The organism is Rhizobium sp. BG4 (genome assembly GCF_016864575.1).
Lineage (GTDB): Bacteria > Pseudomonadota > Alphaproteobacteria > Rhizobiales > Rhizobiaceae > Rhizobium.
This window is the reverse complement of record NZ_CP044126.1, coordinates 1521850-1539142: the sequence shown is the minus strand read 5'-3', so window position 1 is coordinate 1539142 and position 17293 is coordinate 1521850. Positions and strand designations below refer to the sequence as shown.

21 protein-coding genes are annotated in these 17293 nt (G+C 63.6%); 16 read left to right on the top strand and 5 right to left on the bottom strand.

The annotated features are described in order from the left end of the window. Positions 1-91: 91 nt before the first annotated feature. On the bottom strand, positions 92-490 hold the full coding sequence (locus F2982_RS27305; protein ID WP_203430587.1) for a DUF1236 domain-containing protein: 399 nt from the start codon (positions 488-490) through the stop codon (positions 92-94). Positions 491-662: 172 nt separating this feature from the next. Here F2982_RS27305 and F2982_RS27300 point away from each other — a divergent pair, with 172 nt between their 5' ends. The 3 genes from F2982_RS27300 (at position 663) to F2982_RS27290 (ending at position 2940) form a co-directional block, all read left to right on the top strand. Further along, a complete protein-coding gene (locus tag F2982_RS27300) occupies positions 663-842 on the top strand; it encodes a hypothetical protein (protein WP_203430586.1) in 180 nt (59 codons plus the stop codon). A gap of 83 nt (positions 843-925) precedes the next feature. Beyond that, entirely contained in the window at positions 926-2320 is a 1395-nt protein-coding gene (locus F2982_RS27295; RefSeq protein ID WP_203431197.1) for a sensor histidine kinase, read from the top strand. After that, positions 2317-2940, top strand: a complete 624-nt coding sequence (locus tag F2982_RS27290) for a response regulator transcription factor (RefSeq protein WP_203430585.1) — start codon at positions 2317-2319, stop codon at positions 2938-2940. The genes F2982_RS27295 and F2982_RS27290 overlap by 4 nt, the downstream gene beginning before the upstream one ends. An 8-nt stretch (positions 2941-2948) precedes the next feature. Here F2982_RS27290 and F2982_RS27285 read toward each other — a convergent pair whose 3' ends face one another. Continuing rightward, a complete protein-coding gene (locus F2982_RS27285; RefSeq protein WP_203430584.1) occupies positions 2949-3413 on the bottom strand; it encodes a hypothetical protein in 465 nt (154 codons plus the stop codon). A 251-nt stretch (positions 3414-3664) separates the two neighbouring features. Here F2982_RS27285 and F2982_RS27280 point away from each other — a divergent pair, with 251 nt between their 5' ends. The 5 genes from F2982_RS27280 to F2982_RS27260 all read left to right on the top strand — a co-directional run bounded on the left by F2982_RS27280 (position 3665) and on the right by F2982_RS27260 (position 7018). Next, positions 3665-4660, top strand: coding sequence for a glyceraldehyde 3-phosphate dehydrogenase NAD-binding domain-containing protein (locus tag F2982_RS27280; RefSeq protein ID WP_203430583.1), 996 nt, complete (start codon positions 3665-3667; stop codon positions 4658-4660). 88 nt (positions 4661-4748) lie between these two features. Beyond that, the gene (locus tag F2982_RS27275; protein ID WP_246777668.1) at positions 4749-5180 is read left to right on the top strand and encodes a hypothetical protein; all 432 of its coding nucleotides are present in this window, start codon (positions 4749-4751) and stop codon (positions 5178-5180) included. After that, positions 5177-5497 (top strand): hypothetical protein, encoded by a 321-nt coding sequence (locus F2982_RS27270; protein ID WP_203430581.1) that lies wholly within the window; start codon positions 5177-5179, stop codon positions 5495-5497. The genes F2982_RS27275 and F2982_RS27270 overlap by 4 nt, the downstream gene beginning before the upstream one ends. A 108-nt stretch (positions 5498-5605) precedes the next feature. Then, the gene (locus F2982_RS27265) at positions 5606-6169 is read left to right on the top strand and encodes a hypothetical protein (protein ID WP_203430580.1); all 564 of its coding nucleotides are present in this window, start codon (positions 5606-5608) and stop codon (positions 6167-6169) included. Positions 6170-6460: 291 nt separating this feature from the next. After that, positions 6461-7018, top strand: a complete 558-nt coding sequence (locus tag F2982_RS27260; RefSeq protein ID WP_203430579.1) for a DUF2076 domain-containing protein — start codon at positions 6461-6463, stop codon at positions 7016-7018. A gap of 29 nt (positions 7019-7047) precedes the next feature. Here F2982_RS27260 and F2982_RS27255 read toward each other — a convergent pair whose 3' ends face one another. Further along, positions 7048-7269, bottom strand: coding sequence for a hypothetical protein (locus F2982_RS27255; RefSeq protein WP_203430578.1), 222 nt, complete (start codon positions 7267-7269; stop codon positions 7048-7050). A 109-nt stretch (positions 7270-7378) separates the two neighbouring features. Between F2982_RS27255 and F2982_RS27250 the strand changes: the two genes are divergently transcribed. Next, entirely contained in the window at positions 7379-8260 is an 882-nt protein-coding gene (locus F2982_RS27250) for a LysR substrate-binding domain-containing protein (protein ID WP_203430577.1), read from the top strand. Between the two features lie 3 nt (positions 8261-8263). Here the strand turns inward: F2982_RS27250 and F2982_RS27245 are convergent, their stop codons facing one another. Together F2982_RS27245 and F2982_RS27240 are read right to left on the bottom strand one after the other, a co-directional pair. After that, positions 8264-8644 (bottom strand): response regulator, encoded by a 381-nt coding sequence (locus tag F2982_RS27245; RefSeq protein ID WP_203430576.1) that lies wholly within the window; start codon positions 8642-8644, stop codon positions 8264-8266. 115 nt (positions 8645-8759) lie between these two features. Continuing rightward, on the bottom strand, positions 8760-9941 hold the full coding sequence (locus tag F2982_RS27240; RefSeq protein ID WP_203430575.1) for an adenylate/guanylate cyclase domain-containing protein: 1182 nt from the start codon (positions 9939-9941) through the stop codon (positions 8760-8762). A 124-nt stretch (positions 9942-10065) separates the two neighbouring features. On the opposite strand from F2982_RS27240, the gene F2982_RS27235 reads away from it, so the two are divergent. From F2982_RS27235 to F2982_RS27205, 7 genes are all read left to right on the top strand, one after another. Continuing rightward, positions 10066-10536 (top strand): hypothetical protein, encoded by a 471-nt coding sequence (locus tag F2982_RS27235; RefSeq protein WP_203430574.1) that lies wholly within the window; start codon positions 10066-10068, stop codon positions 10534-10536. A 153-nt stretch (positions 10537-10689) separates the two neighbouring features. Continuing rightward, on the top strand, positions 10690-11904 hold the full coding sequence (locus F2982_RS27230; RefSeq protein ID WP_203430573.1) for an ROK family transcriptional regulator: 1215 nt from the start codon (positions 10690-10692) through the stop codon (positions 11902-11904). Then, positions 11901-13157, top strand: coding sequence for a M20/M25/M40 family metallo-hydrolase (locus F2982_RS27225; RefSeq protein WP_203430572.1), 1257 nt, complete (start codon positions 11901-11903; stop codon positions 13155-13157). The genes F2982_RS27230 and F2982_RS27225 overlap by 4 nt, the downstream gene beginning before the upstream one ends. Positions 13158-13197: 40 nt before the next feature. Then, on the top strand, positions 13198-14262 hold the full coding sequence (locus tag F2982_RS27220) for a substrate-binding domain-containing protein (protein ID WP_112711329.1): 1065 nt from the start codon (positions 13198-13200) through the stop codon (positions 14260-14262). A gap of 130 nt (positions 14263-14392) precedes the next feature. Next, positions 14393-15334 carry an ABC transporter permease gene (locus F2982_RS27215; RefSeq protein ID WP_203430571.1) on the top strand — a complete coding sequence of 314 codons (942 nt, stop codon included), beginning with the start codon at positions 14393-14395 and terminating at the stop codon, positions 15332-15334. A gap of 14 nt (positions 15335-15348) precedes the next feature. After that, the gene (locus F2982_RS27210; protein ID WP_203430570.1) at positions 15349-16548 is read left to right on the top strand and encodes an alanine racemase; all 1200 of its coding nucleotides are present in this window, start codon (positions 15349-15351) and stop codon (positions 16546-16548) included. Between the two features lie 10 nt (positions 16549-16558). Continuing rightward, complete coding sequence (locus F2982_RS27205) at positions 16559-17293, top strand: ATP-binding cassette domain-containing protein (protein ID WP_112711200.1); 735 nt, start codon at positions 16559-16561, stop codon at positions 17291-17293.

Sequence of the window (17293 nt, the reverse complement as noted above, 5' to 3'; positions counted from 1 at the left end):
GCCGCACGAGGCCGTGCCTCACAATGTGCGGCTGGATTTCGTTTCGTGTTGAGGAATGGAGGACGCGACCTCGGCCGCGTCCGGGATCCGGTCAGTTGATGACCTGGATCACCTTGCGGGACGACGGCTCGACGATGACGCGCTCATCGTTCACGACCGCAAAGGCATATCTCGGATTTTCAGGAACCGGCGTGACGACGACGGTTTCCGGAAGAGGCTGGCCGACGACGATCTTTTCCTTGACCACGACGCGGGCCGAAGGCGCCGGTGCTTCACGGACATAGGTGACGACCTTCTGCGGCGGCGGATCGATGACCGTGCCAACAACGGCACCCGTCACGCCACCGACGGCAGCACCGACGGGACCGCCGACGATCGCGCCGGTCACGGCACCACCTGCAGCGCCATTGACGGTGGAAGACTGGGCGAGTGCAACGCCCGACATCAGGGTCGCGGCCGCAGCCACGCCTACCATAAGCTTGGAGAGCATTTTCTCCTCCTTTTGTCGCTAGGCGGCCTTAATGACCGCTGCCTACCCAACCATCGGAGACGCCGCCTGTTCCGGGCATCGGACCTCAGTCCGGGGCACCCCGGACCATGGTCGGGGGTCTGGAACTGCGGCCATTTCGGCTCGTTGCTACAGGGACCAAAGGAGCCCAGTCATGAGCAGCATCCATAGACCTTCCGCCGGCCCGGTTGCGATCAATGCGTCGGTCGTTGCACTGGTCGTCTTCCTGTGCGGCGTCCTCTATTTCTTCGGCGCGGCGATGTCGGGCGATACGCAGATCACCAAGAGCGTTGCCGGCGCGGATGTCATCGATACACGCGATGTCCCGAACTAGGCGCCGCCGGGATATCGCGCAGCTATCTGGAATTCCTCTAGGGTAGTACCATGTCTGTCGGACACGCAGTCGACAGGTCGCAGATGCATTGGCTCAGCCGTTGGAATGCCCGCTCTTTGGCCTCCCAGTTCTTCATAACCGGGGGGGTCGTCTCGATCATGGCGATGCTCCTGATCGGCATTCTGCTGACGCGGCTGATAGAGGACGCGGTGATCCATAATTCCGGCGCCGCGACCGCGCTCTATGTCGATAGCGTCGTCGCCCCGCTGCTTCCCGATATGCAGACGGAAACCCTTCTCGACGAAGGAAGCGCCCAGGCGCTCAACGAGACGCTGTCGCAGGGCGCACTCGGCAAGCGCCTCGTCTCGTTCAAGCTCTGGAGAAGCGACGGCACCATCCTCTACTCCAACGAACAGGAGCTGATCGGCCGGAAATTCCCGGTCAGCGACAAGCTTCGCCAAGCCTTTTCAGGCGCGCTCGTCGCGCGATACGAGGTCGCCAGCGATCCGGAGAGCGAGAAGGAGAGGCAGCTCGGCAAGCCGCTGATGGAAATCTACAATCCGGTGCTGCAGCCATGGTCCGGCCAGCCGGTCGCCGTCGTCGAGTTCTACGAGACGGCTGAGGGGCTTGCCGACAGCATTGCCCGCGCAAGACTTTGGAGCTGGGCCTCTGTCGCCGGACTGACGGCGATCTTCTTTCTGGCGCTTTCGGCTCTGGTTTTCCGCGGCAGCCGGCTGATCGAGGCGCAACGCAGCGATCTCCGCGACAAGGTGACGGAACTCTCGTCCCTGCTTGCCGAAAAACTTGCCCTGCAGCGGCGCCTGCAACGGTCCTCGCTGCGGGCCGCCGCTCTCAACGAAACCTATCTTCGCAGCGTCGGCGCCGACCTTCATGATGGACCTGCCCAGCATATCGCCTATGCCTCGCTGCGGCTCGACAGCGAGATGCTGGTCGATGCCAAAACAAGCCCCGACATGCGGGAAAAGGAGCTGTCGTGGATCCGCTCGAGCCTTGCCGAGGCGATGCGGGAAATCCGTACGATCTGCCGGGGCCTCGTCCTGCCGGAGATCGAGGGCGCCTCATTCGGAGAGATCATCGAGCGGGTGGTCTCCGCCCATGAGACACGGACGGCGAGCACGGTTTCGCGTAGCGTCGAGGACGACCACTCCGACCTCTCGGCCGCGGTGAAGATCTGCGTCTACCGCTTCGTCCAGGAAGCGCTCAACAATGCCTATCGCCATGGCGGCGGCATCGAGCAATCGGTGACGGCGCGTGTGCGCGACGGCGAGGTCAGGATCGAGGTTCGTGACCAGGGCGATGGCTTCGATCCGAACGAGGTGCGGCCGACAAGCCTCGGTCTTGCGGGACTTCGCGAACGGGTCGACAGTCTCGGCGGAGACTTCGATATCAAGACCAGCGGCGCCGGCACAGTGGTGTCAATGACGCTTCAGCTGATGGAACTGGAGGATGCAAAATGACGGCGATCACCATCGGCATCGTGGACGATCATCCGCTTTTTCGCGAGGGCGTCAGCCGCAGCCTCTCTGAGGTCGATGATTTCGTGGTGATCGGCGAAGGCGCCAGCAGCGACGACGCGATCCGGCTTGCGGCCTCCGACCGGCCCAGTGTGCTGCTGCTCGACGTCTCCATGCCGGGTGGTGGCCTGGAGGCGATCAGTTCCGTTCTGTCGCGAAGCCCGGAAACACGGGTGCTGATGCTGACCGCGTCCGAGGAGGTCGATACACTGTCCGCAGCCCTGCAGCGCGGCGCAGCCGGATATGTGCTGAAGGGGATCGGGTCGCGCGGCCTTGCCGAAGCGATCCGGGCGGTGGTGCGAGGCTCGAAATTCATCTCTCCGGCGATGTCTGCCAAGGTGATGGAGCGCTCGCTGGGCGCTCAGTCCTCGCCCAAGGCGTCACTGACGCCGCGCGAGCTCGAGGTGATGGAACTCGTCGCCGAAGGCCTCTCCAACAAGCATATCGGCCTGCGTCTCGATCTGCAGGAAAAGACCGTCAAGCATCACATGACGCAGATCTTGCTGAAGCTCGGCGTCACCAACCGTACCGAGGCCGCCATCAAATGGCGGGATCTGGCCTAGGATCGGTCCTAGCGGAGATACCGCGACAGGCGCGTAACATCGGCCTGCGTCGCCAGCCTGTTGCTGATCGTCCGGCCCTTGGCATCCTTCATCACGTAGCGGTTAGAGACGATCGTCTCGGTGATGCCGTTGCGGTGGCGGATCCGGATTGTGCCATCCGCGCCGCGCGTCGCCTGGACGCCAGTGCCCGTAGAGGCCGTCCCGGTGTCGGCAGGCTCGGCGGAGCTTGCCGGACCGCCATTGCCCTTGCCATTCCCGTTATTGCCATTGCCATTTCCGGTGCCGCCGCCGGAATTTCCATTTCCGCCGCCGTTCCCGCCACCATTGCCGTTATTGCCACCGCCATTGCCATTGTTGCCGCTCTTGGCGAAGGCATCGAGGCTCAGACGACGTGCGCCACCGAGCGGCAGAAAGGCTGCGGCCAGCCCGGCTCCGGCGATGATCTTCAGAAAGCGTCGTTTCGACTGGCTCATGGTTTCCGTCTCTGCTTCTTGCAGCCTCTACGCAAGACAGGACGTATGAGATCGCTACCGGCTGCGAAAAGCAAGGTCCCGGGACCATGGTGCCGGGTCGGACACGGACCATGGTCCGACGTGCCGGGCGCAATTGCGCACCCTTCCCCGGCGCCCGCGGCGCTTGGAAGCAGCAGCGGCCACCGCTTTGATATTGCGAATACTCCGCGCTTGTCATAGGCCTCATCAGACGATCGCAGGGAGCCCGCCGGATGACAAAACAGAAGCCGAAAATCGCTATCAATGGCTTTGGCCGTATCGGCCGCTCCGTTCTCCGTATCTTGGTGAAAGAGCGCCGCGATATCGAGGTCGTGCTCGTCAACGACATTGCGCCGCTGGAAAGCTGCGCCTACCTTTTCCAGTATGACAGCGTCTTCGGCCCCTGGGCGGAAGACGTATCAGCCGAAGACCGTGCATTGCGGATCGGCTCGCGCTCCATCCCCTTCCACAACGAGCGCGACATTCGCGCCCTCGATCTCTCCGGCGTCGATATTTTCCTCGAATGCACCGGCCAGCCCTATACCCGCGATTATGTCTCCCGGGCGCTGGAAGCCGGGGCAAAGCGCGTGCTGATTTCGGGTCCGGCTGAATCGGCCGACGTGACGGTCGTGCTTGGCGCCAACGAACAGATGATCGCCGACCACAAGATCATATCCAACGCCTCCTGCACCACAAACGCGCTGGCGCCACTCCTGAAAACGGTCGATGACCTCTTCGGTATTGTCGGCGGACAGATGACAACGGTTCACTGCTATACAGGCAGCCAGCCGACCGTCGACCAGCCGCGCGACGATTTTGCCCGCAGCCGCGCCGCCGCCCTTTCCATGGTTCCGACCAGCACCAGCGCCCACAAGCTGGTCGGCAAGGTTCTGCCGTCGCTTGCGGGAAAGATCGAGGCCCGCGCCATTCGCGTTCCGACCGCCAGCGTTTCGGCGATCGACCTGACGGTATCGCTGGAGAAAGCGCCGTCCCTCTCAGAAGCACGCGATAAGCTGAAAAGCGCGATCGCCGCATCGCCCGTCATCGGCTGGATCGAGAAGCCGCTCGTATCCGTCGACCTGCGCGCCCGGCCGGAATCGCTGGTGGTCTCAGGCCCAGAACTCTCGGTATCGGCCGGCGGCTTGCTGCGCGTGTTCGGCTGGTACGACAACGAATGGGGCTTTGCCAACCGGATGATCGACGTCGCATCGCTGATGGCCAATTCCTGAGGGGACGATAGCTTTGCTGCATCGAAACGCATTCATCGCGCTATCAGCACTCGCGACAGTCGCCTCCCTGTTGTGGGCGCCGTCGCTCATGGCGCAGGACGCGGCGGCCGGTGCGACCTGGTCCAAGGATCCGGCCAGCCATTGCGAATTCGTTTCTCCCATCTCGTTGACCACAGGCCCGACCTATTGGACCGGTGCGTGCCCCGGCAACAAAGCCTCCGGCCTCGGCATGCTGCGCCGCCGTGACGGAGCCCAGGCCGGTCCGGCTTTCTACGGCGAAATGCAGAACGGCGTGCCTGTGATCGGCGTGATTGACAACGAAGGCTACCGCGTCGGCCGCTTCAGCAACGGCGATATCGGCGGCAGCCCCGAGCTTGAGCCGCAGGATCGCCTTGACGCCTTCCATGCCGCGGCAAAGGCGGCGCGGGCAGTTGGCACCCACTATGCCAAGGAGGGCAACGCCGCGTCGGCCCGCCACTATGAGGAGATTGCCCAGCAACTCGACATGCAGATCGAATGATGGCCGGGCGGCGGCTGACATATGCCGGCTCGGCCCTGGTCCAGTTCTGCCTCGCCGCGCCATGTCTCGCAGATGACGCCACCCTGCCCGACGACGTCAGGGCCTTCATCAGCCGCCGCGATGATTGCGACCATTTCCGCGGCGAAGCCTCGCCCGACGAAGAACGGCAGGCAGAAATCGATCAGCAGCTGCGCACGCTGTGCAGCGGAAGCGACACAGAGCTGGCCCGGCTGAAGCACCGCTATGCCCGGAACAAGACCGTCCAGAAGGCGCTCGGCGATTACGATCCGAACATCGAGGGCGGCTCTCCGGATTGACATTCGATCGCCGTTTCCGGATGAGGGCCATGACCTGCTGTGGCGTTTTCTCGCGGCATCGCCTATCTGGTAGTTCACAGAGCACGACTGCGCGGAACTGGACATTCGATGAGCAAATCCACGACGACCCTGAAGATAACCGCGCTCGCAATCGCAGCTCTGGCCGCCGCTGGCTCCGCGTCTGCCCAAGAGGCGGCGGCACCCTCGCCCTTTGCCGATTTCGCTGAAAAGTGCATGAACGAAGGGCCGCGCTATGACCGCACGGCGGCGCTCGCGAAGGAAAGCGGGTGGGGAGCGCTGTCGCAGGACATGACCCTCGGCATCCTGCCGCTCGATGAGCCGACCGCCTTCGACGGCTGGATCACCCAGACGGGTGGCGACAAGCCGTTCGAAGCGATCGTCATCGCCAAGGCGACCGTCGGCGAGAAGCCGGTCGAAAGCTGCACCATGGCCTTTGCCGGGGTCGACGCCGCGCAATTCGAACGCGATCTCATCGCGGCGAAAAGCGCCACCGCCTCCGGCCAGCAGAATGGCGAAGTGCGGGTGCGCAAATTCTTCTCGATCGAACGCGAGGGTTTCAAGGAAGCCGTGACGCTCGACCTGCCGACCTATCCGAATGGCGCCGACGAGGTGGTCGCCAGCGTCGTCGCCGAGCAGCAGATCGAGAACTGACCGCTGCCGCCAGATCCGGCGTTTTGACGGCGCCGGAATAAAATCTTTGTGATGGAAGCTATCGGCCTCCTGCTTCGTACATGCAGGTATGAGGACCATCACACGACTTTCCGCTTCCGGAAATCAACTCTCGCGCTACGCCCTGCCCGAAACACGGGCCGCCCGCAAATGGGCTCCGCCGGTTTTCTCGCCCGAGAGCCCGGCTGCACCGGCCCGGCCGGCATTTGCGCTGCGCGCACCCAACTAAACCCTGATTTGACCACCGCGGATACCACCGCCAAGGAGACATGCATGGATCGCAACGATCAGCAGGCCATCGACAGCCTTTTCACCAAGCTCGCCAATGTTGAGCGGCAATCGGCGCCGCGCGACACGCAATCCGAACAGTTCATCAACGAGCGCATCACCCAGCAGCCCGGCGCGCCCTATTACATGGCGCAGACGATCGTCGTGCAGGAACAGGCGCTCGAGGCCGCCCAGCGCCGCATCGAGGAACTGGAGATGTTGAGCTCCAGTGCGCAGCCGCAGCGCGGCGGCTTCTTCGCGTCGATGTTCGGCAGCAGCAACCCGCCGCAGCGCGCGGTCGCCCGCCCGCAGAGATACGATGCCGCTCCCGCCTCCCCCTGGGGTGGCGCTCCGAACCAGGGATACGGTCATGCCGCTCCGATGGCACCGCGTGCCGGTGGCGGCTTCCTCGCCGGTGCCGCGCAGACGGCAATGGGTGTCGCCGGCGGCATGCTGCTGACCAATGCCGTCATGGGCATGATGGGCGGCAACGAGGCGCAGGCCGCCGAGCCTCAGCAGGAGGCCCCGGAAGAAGAAATGGACATGTTCGGCGACGAGGAATGATACCGCCTGAGGATGCGGGAAGCCGCGCCTCAGTCATGCAGATACATGTCGCTTATGTCTGGATCAGCCTCGCCGCCCTGCAGCGGGGCTGATCCACATTCGGGCGTAAGACTGGCGACCGCAATCGATCCCGCCAGAGCGTCGTCTGCCCTGTTGTCAGGCAGGCCCCTTGCCACGGTGACGGCCAGCACGAGAAGTGCCAGGCGAAAAGCGAAGACACGCAAGATTTTTTCCGAAGCGTCCATATCCAATCCGGCTCCAAGATCATATCAAGCATGATCGGCAGCCGGCGATTTCGCACAATGCGGAAGATACAAGGCAAGGCTTCGGAAAATACGAAGGCCTGACGCGGGAGGGACTATGCGCTTCGATCTGACCGACCTTCGTCTCTTCCTGCATGTCGTCGAAGCGCAAAGCATCACACAGGGCGCCGAGAGATCGGGCATGGCGCTGCCGTCAGCGAGCGCCCGCATCCGCGGGATGGAGGAGACGAGCGGCATCCCGCTGCTGGAGCGCGAGGCACGCGGCGTCCGGCCGACGCCGGCGGGAGAGGCGCTGACCCATCACGCCCGCATCGTCCTCGGGCAAATGGAGCAGATGCGCGGCGACCTGCAGCTTTACGCGGGAGGATTGCGCGGCCAGGTCCGGCTGTTTTCCGGCCGCGCCGCTATGGCGCATCTTCCGGCCAGACTGCGCCACTTCTTGGCCGACCACCCGGCGATCGATATCGACCTGCAGGAAAAGCAGAGCCCGGATGTCGTCGCCGCTGTCGCAGGTGGCCTCGCCGATCTCGGCATTGCCGCCGATACGAGCGAGACAGGATCGCTCGAAACCCGCCCCTTTGAGATCGACCGCCTCGTCGTCGTGGCCGCGCTGGACCATCCGCTGGTCGCAGAGGGGTCGGTGGCGTTCCGCGATATCCTCTGCGAACCCTTCGTCGGCCTGCCGGCGGACAGCGCGCTGCAGGGGCACCTGTCGGCCCATGCCGCCCGCGAGGGCCGGCAGTTCAAGCTTCGCGTGCGGCTCGACAGTTTCGAGGACATCTGCGCCATGGCCAGCAGCGGCGTCGGCCTCGCCATCGTTCCAGACGTTTATGCACGGCGCTATCAGGCCGAAATGGTACTCGGTGTGATCCCACTCACCGATGCCTGGGCGCTTCGCCATCTGCTGCTCTGCGCCCGCAGCTTCGCCGCCCTGCCCGTCCATGCCCGCAAGCTGGTGGAGTACCTGACCAGCCCCTGAGGCTCAGCCGAAGGAGGCCGAGCGCTCGGCGGACATCGCCTCCCGCCGCGCGATTTCGCAGGCGAGCGCCCTCATGTCATAAGGCTTCGGCAGGAAAGCCGCTGCCGGACCCAAAGCGGAGATATCAACCTCCCGGCCCGAGGTCACCCAGAGCGGCAGCGACGGCCTTGTGGCCACGAGCAGCCGGCTGAGGTCCAGCCCGCTCAACCCGCCGGGCATATCGACGTCAGTGACTACGGCATCGACCTCGCCGTCTTTACCGAGAACCGCAAGCGCCTCCAGCACATTGCAGCACTCGATCACCATATGCCCGCAGGCGATCAGTTCATCGGCCAATGCAAAGCGGATCAGGGCTTCGTCTTCCACGATCATCACGACTGCCATCCGGTTTCCCTCCGTTGTCGCATGATGGAGGAACGCACGAAAATGCGGATCGGAGCGCGGCCGATGATTAAGATTTTAGTTTATGTTTAACAAAATCCGAACAAACCGCAGGCGGTCAAACCGCGCCCGTCCAGGCATAGATCTCGGCCGGTTCCTCGACGCCGCGGAGCTTGAAATGCCCAGCCGCCCGGAAGGCGCGGCCGGTCTGGGCCGCAAATTGCGCCGAGGCCAGCAGGTTGGTTTCCAGCGCATCGGCGAGCTTTTCCATCCGCGACGCCTCGTTGACGGCCCGGCCGATGACAGTGAAATCGAGGCGCCGGTCGGTGCCGACATTGCCGTAGAAGATTTCGCCAAGATGCAGCACGATATCGACAAGGAGCTCAGGTTCGCCGCGTTCCCGCCTGCCCTGATTGAGCGCGTCGTTTGTGGCAAGCGCCCTTTGCGCGGCCGACAGCGCCAGACGGCAGGCCTGCGCCGTATCGGCAGCCTGCACCGGGAAGATCGCCAGCAGGCTGTCGCCCATGAATTTCAGGATCTCGCCACCTTCCTCGACAACCGGCTTGCCGATCGCGTCGAAATGCTCGTTCAGCCAGTCGACGATATCGTGCGGCTCATGCTTTTCGTTAAGCGACGTGAAGTCCTTGAGATCGGCAAACAGGATCGCGGCATAGATCGACGCGCCGTCGCCGCGCTGGATCTGCCCGGTCAGGATCAGCTCGCTCGTCCGCTCGCCGGTATAGACGGCGAGCACATCCTTCGCGACGCGGGTCATGGCGATGCGGCAGCAGGCGAGCGCCAAAGCGGGCATGACGCCCTCGACGCCGGCTAGCTGGCTCTCCGTAAAGCCGCCTTGCTGATCGGTGGCGATCGAGAAGCTGGCGCCTGCCAGAGCGGTATCACCAGGAAAGGGCGTGATCTTGATGACGAAATCGGTGGCACCGAGATCGCTGAGATCTTTCAGAACCGGAAATGGCGGCGTCTCGGCATTGGCCGGAAGGCTCCAGCGCATGAATTCCAGCTGGTTCTGCAGCAGATAGGAAATCGGCGAGCGCCGGAAAAGCGCCTCACCCTCTTCGCCATGTTCCTGCGCCTCCTTGGAGATGCCGGTGTCCCGGTACCAGGCAACCGAGAGGCCGCGATGCTTCGGATCGATGGATGGCATGGCGATCGAGGCGCGCAGCAGCGGAAATCCCTGTTCAGTCAGGCGCAGCGAAAGGCCTTCGAGCAAGGCATCGATATCATCGGCGGCAAGTCCCTGCGCGATAATCCAGGCAATCAGGTCGGCCAAACCGTTCATCGAATCCCTCCGTCGTCACGCGATGATATCGCATAATTGCCATCCGCCCGAAACCAGACGCCGCCGCCCTGCCTTGCATAAGCAGGGTGCCTGCATTAGCTCAACGGGAAAGGGAGAGCGGCCGATGATCTTGCTGATAGTCGCAATAGCGATTTTTGTGGTGTTCTTCTTCCTCTTCCCCCGGCCCGCGCTCGTGGCACTTGCCATCATCATCGCCACCGTGGCCTGCATCGGAGCCTATCTCTACTACCAGCAGTCCGGCCGCAACACCTCTGCGAGCCTGGTGAGCGCCACCAGCACCGGAACCCAAGGCTGCACCGATCCCGCCAAGCCGGTCTTCGTCGAGATCACCAACGGCTCCGACCGCCAGGTGGACGCCGTCCGCTTCCGCCTCATCGCCAAACGCCCTGGCTACAGCGTCGAGGCCTATGCCGACTACCTGACCAGCTACAAGATCATCGAGCCCAAGGCCGTCTACGGCACCTGCTTCGCGCTCAACCACTATCGCGGCCTCGACACACTCAACCTGTCGCCTGCCGACCTCGACTGGTCGGTGGAGATCTCATCGGTCGATTTTGCCGGAGATAACAGGTGATAGAGCTTATAGGCCGAACGTAACCGGTAGTCCTCCACCCTGCCTCGGCGCCGTCGCTGATTTAACAAACATGCAAATACACGCGCAGCCGCGTTGACTCCATTTTGCCTTTATGATTTTGTTCGGTCATAGAACGAATTAATTGAGGACCTCGTGAGCGATACTCAGCGCATCTCCAGAAAGTTCTCCCAGCGCGCCGTCATGGAAGCGATCATCCAGAGCGGGCCGATCTCGCGCGCTTCGATTGCCAAGCAGACCAATCTTTCCAAGCAGACGATCTCCGAGATCGTCCGTCAGCTTGAGCTCGATGGCTGGATCCAGGAGACCGGACGCACGACGGGCCATATCGGCCGCAGCGCCGTGACCTATGAACTCATTCCCGATGCAGCCTTCATCGCAGCTGTCGACCTTGGCGGCACCAAGGTGCGGGTGGCGATCGCCGATCTCGCCTTTCATGTCTTCGCCGAAGAAGTGGCACCGACCGATCGCCGTGGCGGCCAGTTTGTCGTCGATCAGATCGCCGATCTTTGCTGGCAGGCTGCTGCGCGTCAAAATATCCCGAGAGAGAAGATTCGCATGGCGGTGATCGGGGCGCCTGGGGCGCCGGAGAAATTGACCGGCCGCATTCTTCTCGCTCCGAATATCCCCGGCTTCGACGCCATGGACGTGGCGTCCGCGCTCGAAAAGGCACTCGGCTTCAATGTGACGCTTGAGAACGACGTCAATCTCTGCGTCATCGGCGAGAACTGGCTCGGCCAGGGCCAGGGCATCGACAATCTCGCCTATATCGCCGTCGGCACAGGCATCGGCGGCGGCTTGATGGTCAACGGCCAGCTGGTGCGAGGCGTCGGCAATGCTGCCGGTGAGCTCGGCTTCCTGCCTTTCGGTGCCAATCCCTTCGAGCCGGAATCGCTGCGGACCGGCGCCTATGAGCGCGTCGCGGCCTCCTTCGGCATTATCGAGCGCTACCAGACGCTTTCCGGCCAAGCCGCGACGGTGCCTGAGATTTTCGAGAAGGCAGCGGGCGGCGACGGCGATGCCACCACCGTGCTTGACGACACCGCCAGGCTGGTGGCGCAGGGCATTGCTGCCATCGCGGCGATCGCCAACCCGCAGAAGGTCATTCTTGGCGGCTCGATCGGCCTGCGTGACGAGCTGATCGAGCGCGTGCGGACATTCCTGCCGCAATGCTTCCCCTACCCTGTCGAGGTCGAGAAGAGCGCGCTCGGTGCGCAGGCGGCGATCGTCGGCGCCATCGCGATCGGTCTTGGCCATCTGCACAATGCCCTGTTCGGCGCTGATGCCCCCGATAGCCGGATGTCTCTGCCGCCGGCGGAAACCATGCATTTCAGGGAGGCCGCCCGATGAGCGCAGACGAACTGACGAAGCGCCTGCGGGAAGCGCTCGACCGCGACGATGCCATCCGACTGCTGCGCGCCGCGATCGGCCGCGACAGCATCACCGGCAACGAGGCCAATGTCGTCTCGCTGCTGAGGGACGAAATGCTCTCCCGCGGCGTCGAGAACGTGAAGACCGCCGATTTCCTTCCCGGCCGCCCGAATGTCTGGGGCGAGCGCAAGGGTGCCGGTGGCGGCAACCGGCTGCAGTTCATCGGCCACACCGACACCGTTCACGTCGATGGCTGGCGGGAGCATTGGGCCGGTACCGAGCGTGAAGATCCCTTCGCCGCTCCGATCATCGACGGCCAGATCTGGGGCCGTGGCTCCGGCGATCTCAAGGCCGGGATCTGCGCGTCGCTGGCGGCGCTGTCGCTGCTCGACAAGGCCGGCATCAGACTGAAGGGTGATCTCGCCTTTGCCTTTGTCGGCGACGAAGAGAGCGGCCAGCCGGGCACAGGCATTTCCGCTGGTATCAAGGACTATGCCGCCCGCATCGAGGCCGGCGAAATCGAGCGGCCGGATTTCGTCGTCTACACCGAGCCGACGCAGCTTGCGGTCTATTCGGCGCAGATCGGCTTCTTCATCGCCGATATCACCATCACCGGCAAATCCGCCTATTTCGGCGTGCCGGAACTTGGCAAGGACGCGCTGAAGGCAAGCCATGCCGTGATGTCGGCGCTTTGGAAACACTCGGACGAGATCGCCGCCCGAGGCGAGCATCCGCTGATCGGCCGCGGTTTCCTGCTGATCACCGGCCTGACGGGCGGCGGCTTCATTGCGGTGCCCGAGGAATGCAAGCTTTCGCTGATCCGCAAGCTGCTTCCGGGCGAATCCGTCGACGATGCGGCGACCGAGATGGAAGCGGTCATTCGCGGCGCCATCGCCGACCCCGAGATCAAGGTCGAGATAGCCTATCCCGCCGGACGCGACCACCGGGTCGGCGGGTCGGCAGCCGAGATCGATCCAAACCTGCCTGCCGTATCGATGCTCTGCGCATCGGTCGCCCAATCCTTTGCCGGACGTGGCGCGATCGAGGGCGCGCCGTTCTGGTCGGAATCGCCGTTCTTCGTCAACCGGCTGGGCATTCCCGCCGTCTACTGCGCGCCGGGCGATATCCGCAACTGCCACACATTCGAAGAGCATGTCGATATCGAGGAATACCTCGCCGGGATAGTCGCGTTCGCCAGCTTCATGGCACGCTACTGCGGCGTGGCGGAATAAAGAGTGCCAAACCAACAACGACGAAAAAGGGAACATGACCATGCTGATGAGGAAGATTCTGAATGCCGCGCTTGTGACGAGCGCCCTGATCGCCGCGCCGATGCTGGCGCAGGCCGAGACCGTCGGCCCATCGGGCGAAGCCGCGACCAAGAGCGAGGAAATCAAGCTCTCCGACGCCGATCTCGCCAAGCTCAAGGGCAAGGGCTACAAGGCCGCCCTGCTCTGGCACACATCGTCAGATTTCACCAATGCCGTTTCTGCCGGCGCCAAGGATGAGTTTGCCAAGGCCGGCGTCGACATCGCCGTGACGACGGATGCCGGCTTCGACGCTGCCAAGCAGCGCAGCGACATCGAGACCGCGCTCGCCGCCAAGCCGAACGTCATCCTGGCGCTGCCGCTCGACCCGGCAACGTCGGCCGAAGCCTTCAAGCAGGCCGTCAAGGACGGCACCAAGCTGGTCTTCCTCTCCAACCTGCCCGCCGGCTACAAGCACGATACCGACTATGCGGCGATCGTCACCGACGACCTCTACCAGATGGGCAAGCAGGCAGCCGATGCGCTCGCTGCGGCAATCGGCAAGAAGGGCAAGGTCGGTTACATCTTCCACGACGCCACCTACTACGTCACCAACCAGCGCGACCAGGCGTTCAAGTCGACGATCGAGAAGGACTACCCGGATATTAAGATCGTTGCCGAGCAGGGCATCTCCGATCCGGCCCGCGCCGAGGAGCTGGCCAATGCGATGCTCCTCCAGCATCCCGATCTCGACGGCATCTACGTGACCTGGGCGGAACCGGCCGATGGCGTGCTCGCGGCCCTTCGCGGCGCCGGCAACAAGACGACCAAGGTCGTCACGCTCGACCTCTCGGAACCGGTCGGCCTCGACATGGTCAAGGGCGGCAACGTTACGGCTATTGTCGCCGACAAGGCCTATGAACTCGGCCGCGCCATGGCGGCTGCCGGACTGAAGTCGCTGATCGGCGAAAAGACCCCGCCCTTCATCGTCGCCCCGGCGCTGACGGTCACCAAGGCCAATGTTGCCGAGGGATGGAAGGAATCGCTCAACCGCGATGCGCCGAAGTCGGTTCTCGACGCCGCAAAGTGATTGCGCTCCCCGGCGGCCTCTGCGGCCGCCGGCTCTCCGGAAACCGGGAGGCGGGTCCGCCGCTCCCCTTTAGCATTCATGCCGTTCCAGCGGACGGCATGTCTATCGCCAGTAAACAGGCAGACCGGCCATGCCCCTGAAAATGCGCATCAATCTTCAGCAGTATGTCGTCTATTTCGGCTTCGTCGCGATCTTCATCTTCTTCGCGGTGATGCTGCAGGATAGCGGCTTCCTGACGACCAGAAACCTTTCCAATATCGTGCTGCAGACCGCACCGGTGACGATCATGGCGATCGGCCTGGTCTTCGTGCTTTCGGCAGGCGAGATCGACCTTTCGATCGGCTCGATCGTTGCGGTCGCCGCCCTCAGCGCCGCCGTGGTGATCGAGAGCTATGGCGTGGTGCCGGGTGTTCTCGCCGGACTGGGCGCCGGGCTGGCAATCGGCTTCGCCAACGGGGTTCTGGTCGCCTATGTCAGACTGCCGTCCTTCCTCGTCACGCTTGCGACCATGGGCCTGTTTGCCGGTGTCGCCCGGTCGCTGACCAATCTGCGGTCCGTGCCTGTCACCGACGAGACCTTTACCGGCTTCTTCGGCTCGGGTTCGCTCCTCGGCATCCCGTCGCTGATCTGGTGGACCATTCTGGCGATCGCCGCCGGGCATATCGTCTATCGCGAGACCCGGTTCGGCGCGCATGTGCTGGCTGTCGGCGACAATGCACGGGCCGCCAGCGTTTCGGGCATCAAGGTTCCGCACATCCGGCTGGCCGTGATGATGCTGAGCGGCGGTCTCGCCGGACTTGCCGGGCTGCTCTACTCCGGCCGCCTGCAGGCCGCCAAATACACGCTCGGCGAAACCGACCTGATGACCGTCATCGCCGCCGTCATCGTCGGCGGCACGCTGCTCAACGGCGGCAGAGGCTCGATCGTCGGCGCCCTCGTCGGTTCGCTGATGATGGGCATGCTCAACAACGGCCTGATCCTGATGGGCCTTTCCGTTTCCGACCAGATGATCGTTCGCGGCTTCATCATTCTTGCGGCAGTGGCCGTGTCCCTGCGCGAAAAGCTACGCTGAAGAGAGGTTTTCCCATGTTTCTCGACGTTCTCCGCCGCCGTAACCCGAAGTTCATCGAAGCCGCCATCGCCCTCCATCGCGAAGGCCGGATCCCCGCCAATTCCTACGTGCTCGATCTCGATACGGTCGAAGCCAATGCCCGCATCCTGAAGAATGAGGCCGACCGGCTGGGCCTGAAGATCTTCGCGATGACCAAGCAGGTCGGCCGCGCCAGCTCGTTTGCCCACGCCGTCATGCGCGGCGGCATCAACCGCTCGGTGGCCGTCGACATGGCCTGCGCTCGCGCGACCCATCGCGCCGGTCTCAAGGTCGGCCATCTCGGTCACCTGCAGCAGGTCGCGCGGCACGAGGCAAAGGCCGCCGCCAAGACCTTCCGCCCGGATTACTGGACAGTGTTCAACGATGAGAAGGCCGCTGAAGCCGCGGCTGGCGCCAAGGCCGCCGGTTATACGCAGAGCCTGCTCGCCCGTATCCGCGCCGAAGGCGACACCTTCTACCGCGGCCACGAGGGCGGCTTCGATGCGGCCGATGTCGCCGCAGTGGCAGAGCATTTCGACCGGCTCGATGGCGGCCGATTTGCCGGCATCACCACCTTCCCGGCACTGCTTTTCGATCACCAGACGCGCAAGGTCATCCCGACCCACAATCTGGCGACGCTGACCAAGGCCGCCGAAGCGCTGGCCAAGGCCGGCCGCAAGGATATCGAGGTCAATGCCCCCGGCACCACTTCCTCCGTCCTGCTGCAGGCGCTTGCCGATGCGGGCGCGACGCAATGCGAGCCGGGCAACGGCCTGCACGGAACGACGGCGCTGCACGCCGTCGAAGACCTGCCGGAACTGCCTGCCGTCTGCTACCTGACAGAGGTCTCGCACCTCTCTGGCGGCAAGGCCTATTGCCTCGGCGGCGGCTTCTATATCGACCCGATCTTCCCCGACTATGACGTCAAGGCGATCGTCGCCGACGAGCCGACGACTGCTGCTTCCGCACTGCGTAGCGTCGAGATCCCACCGCCCTCGATGATCGACTATTACGCGATGATCGACGCCGAAGGCGCAAAGGCGCCGAAGCCAGGCGACACCGCCGTATTCGGCTTCCGCGGCCAGGCCTTCGTCACCCGCGCCTATGTCGTCGGCGTCTCAGGCATCTCCAGGGGACAGCCGAAGGTCGAGAGCATCGAGAACGGCTTCGGCGAAGCCGAATCCTGGCCGGTCTGAGGTATTGCCGATGAACGCTTCCGCTCCCGTCCTGTCGCTGAAGGACATCAAGAAGAACTTCGACGCCGTGGTAGCGATCGAGAATTTCTCGCTCGACATCCATCCCGGTGAAATCGTCGCCCTCGTCGGCGACAACGGCGCCGGCAAATCGACGCTGATCAAGATCATCTCCGGCGTCTATGCCCCCTCGTCGGGGACGATCACCATCGAGGGCGACACCGTTTCCATGTCGAGCGCAACGATGGCGCGCTCGCACGGCATCGAGGTCGTCTATCAGGATCTGGCGCTCGCCGACCAGCAGACCGTGTACATGAACATGTTCCTCGGGCGCGAACTGACCAACGGCCTCGGCCTGCTCGACCGCAAGACGATGATCGCCGAAACCGAGAAGCTGGTGAAGGAACTCGACGTCCGCATCCCCTCGGCACACGCGACGATCAAGGATCTTTCGGGCGGCCAGCGTCAGGGCGTCGCGATCGCCCGCGCCACCCGTTGGGCAAAGAAGCTGATCCTGCTCGACGAGCCGACCGCCGCACTTGGCGTTGCCGAAACGGCGAAGGTGGAGGCGATCGTGCAGTCGCTGAAATCGCGCAATATCGGTGTCCTGATCATCAGCCACAGCCTCGACCAGGTCTTCAAGCTCTCCGACCGCATCTGTGTTCTCAGACGTGGAAAGCAGATCGGCATCCGCAAGACATCGGAAACCGACAAGAACGAGATCGTCTCGATGATAACGGGTGTGTAA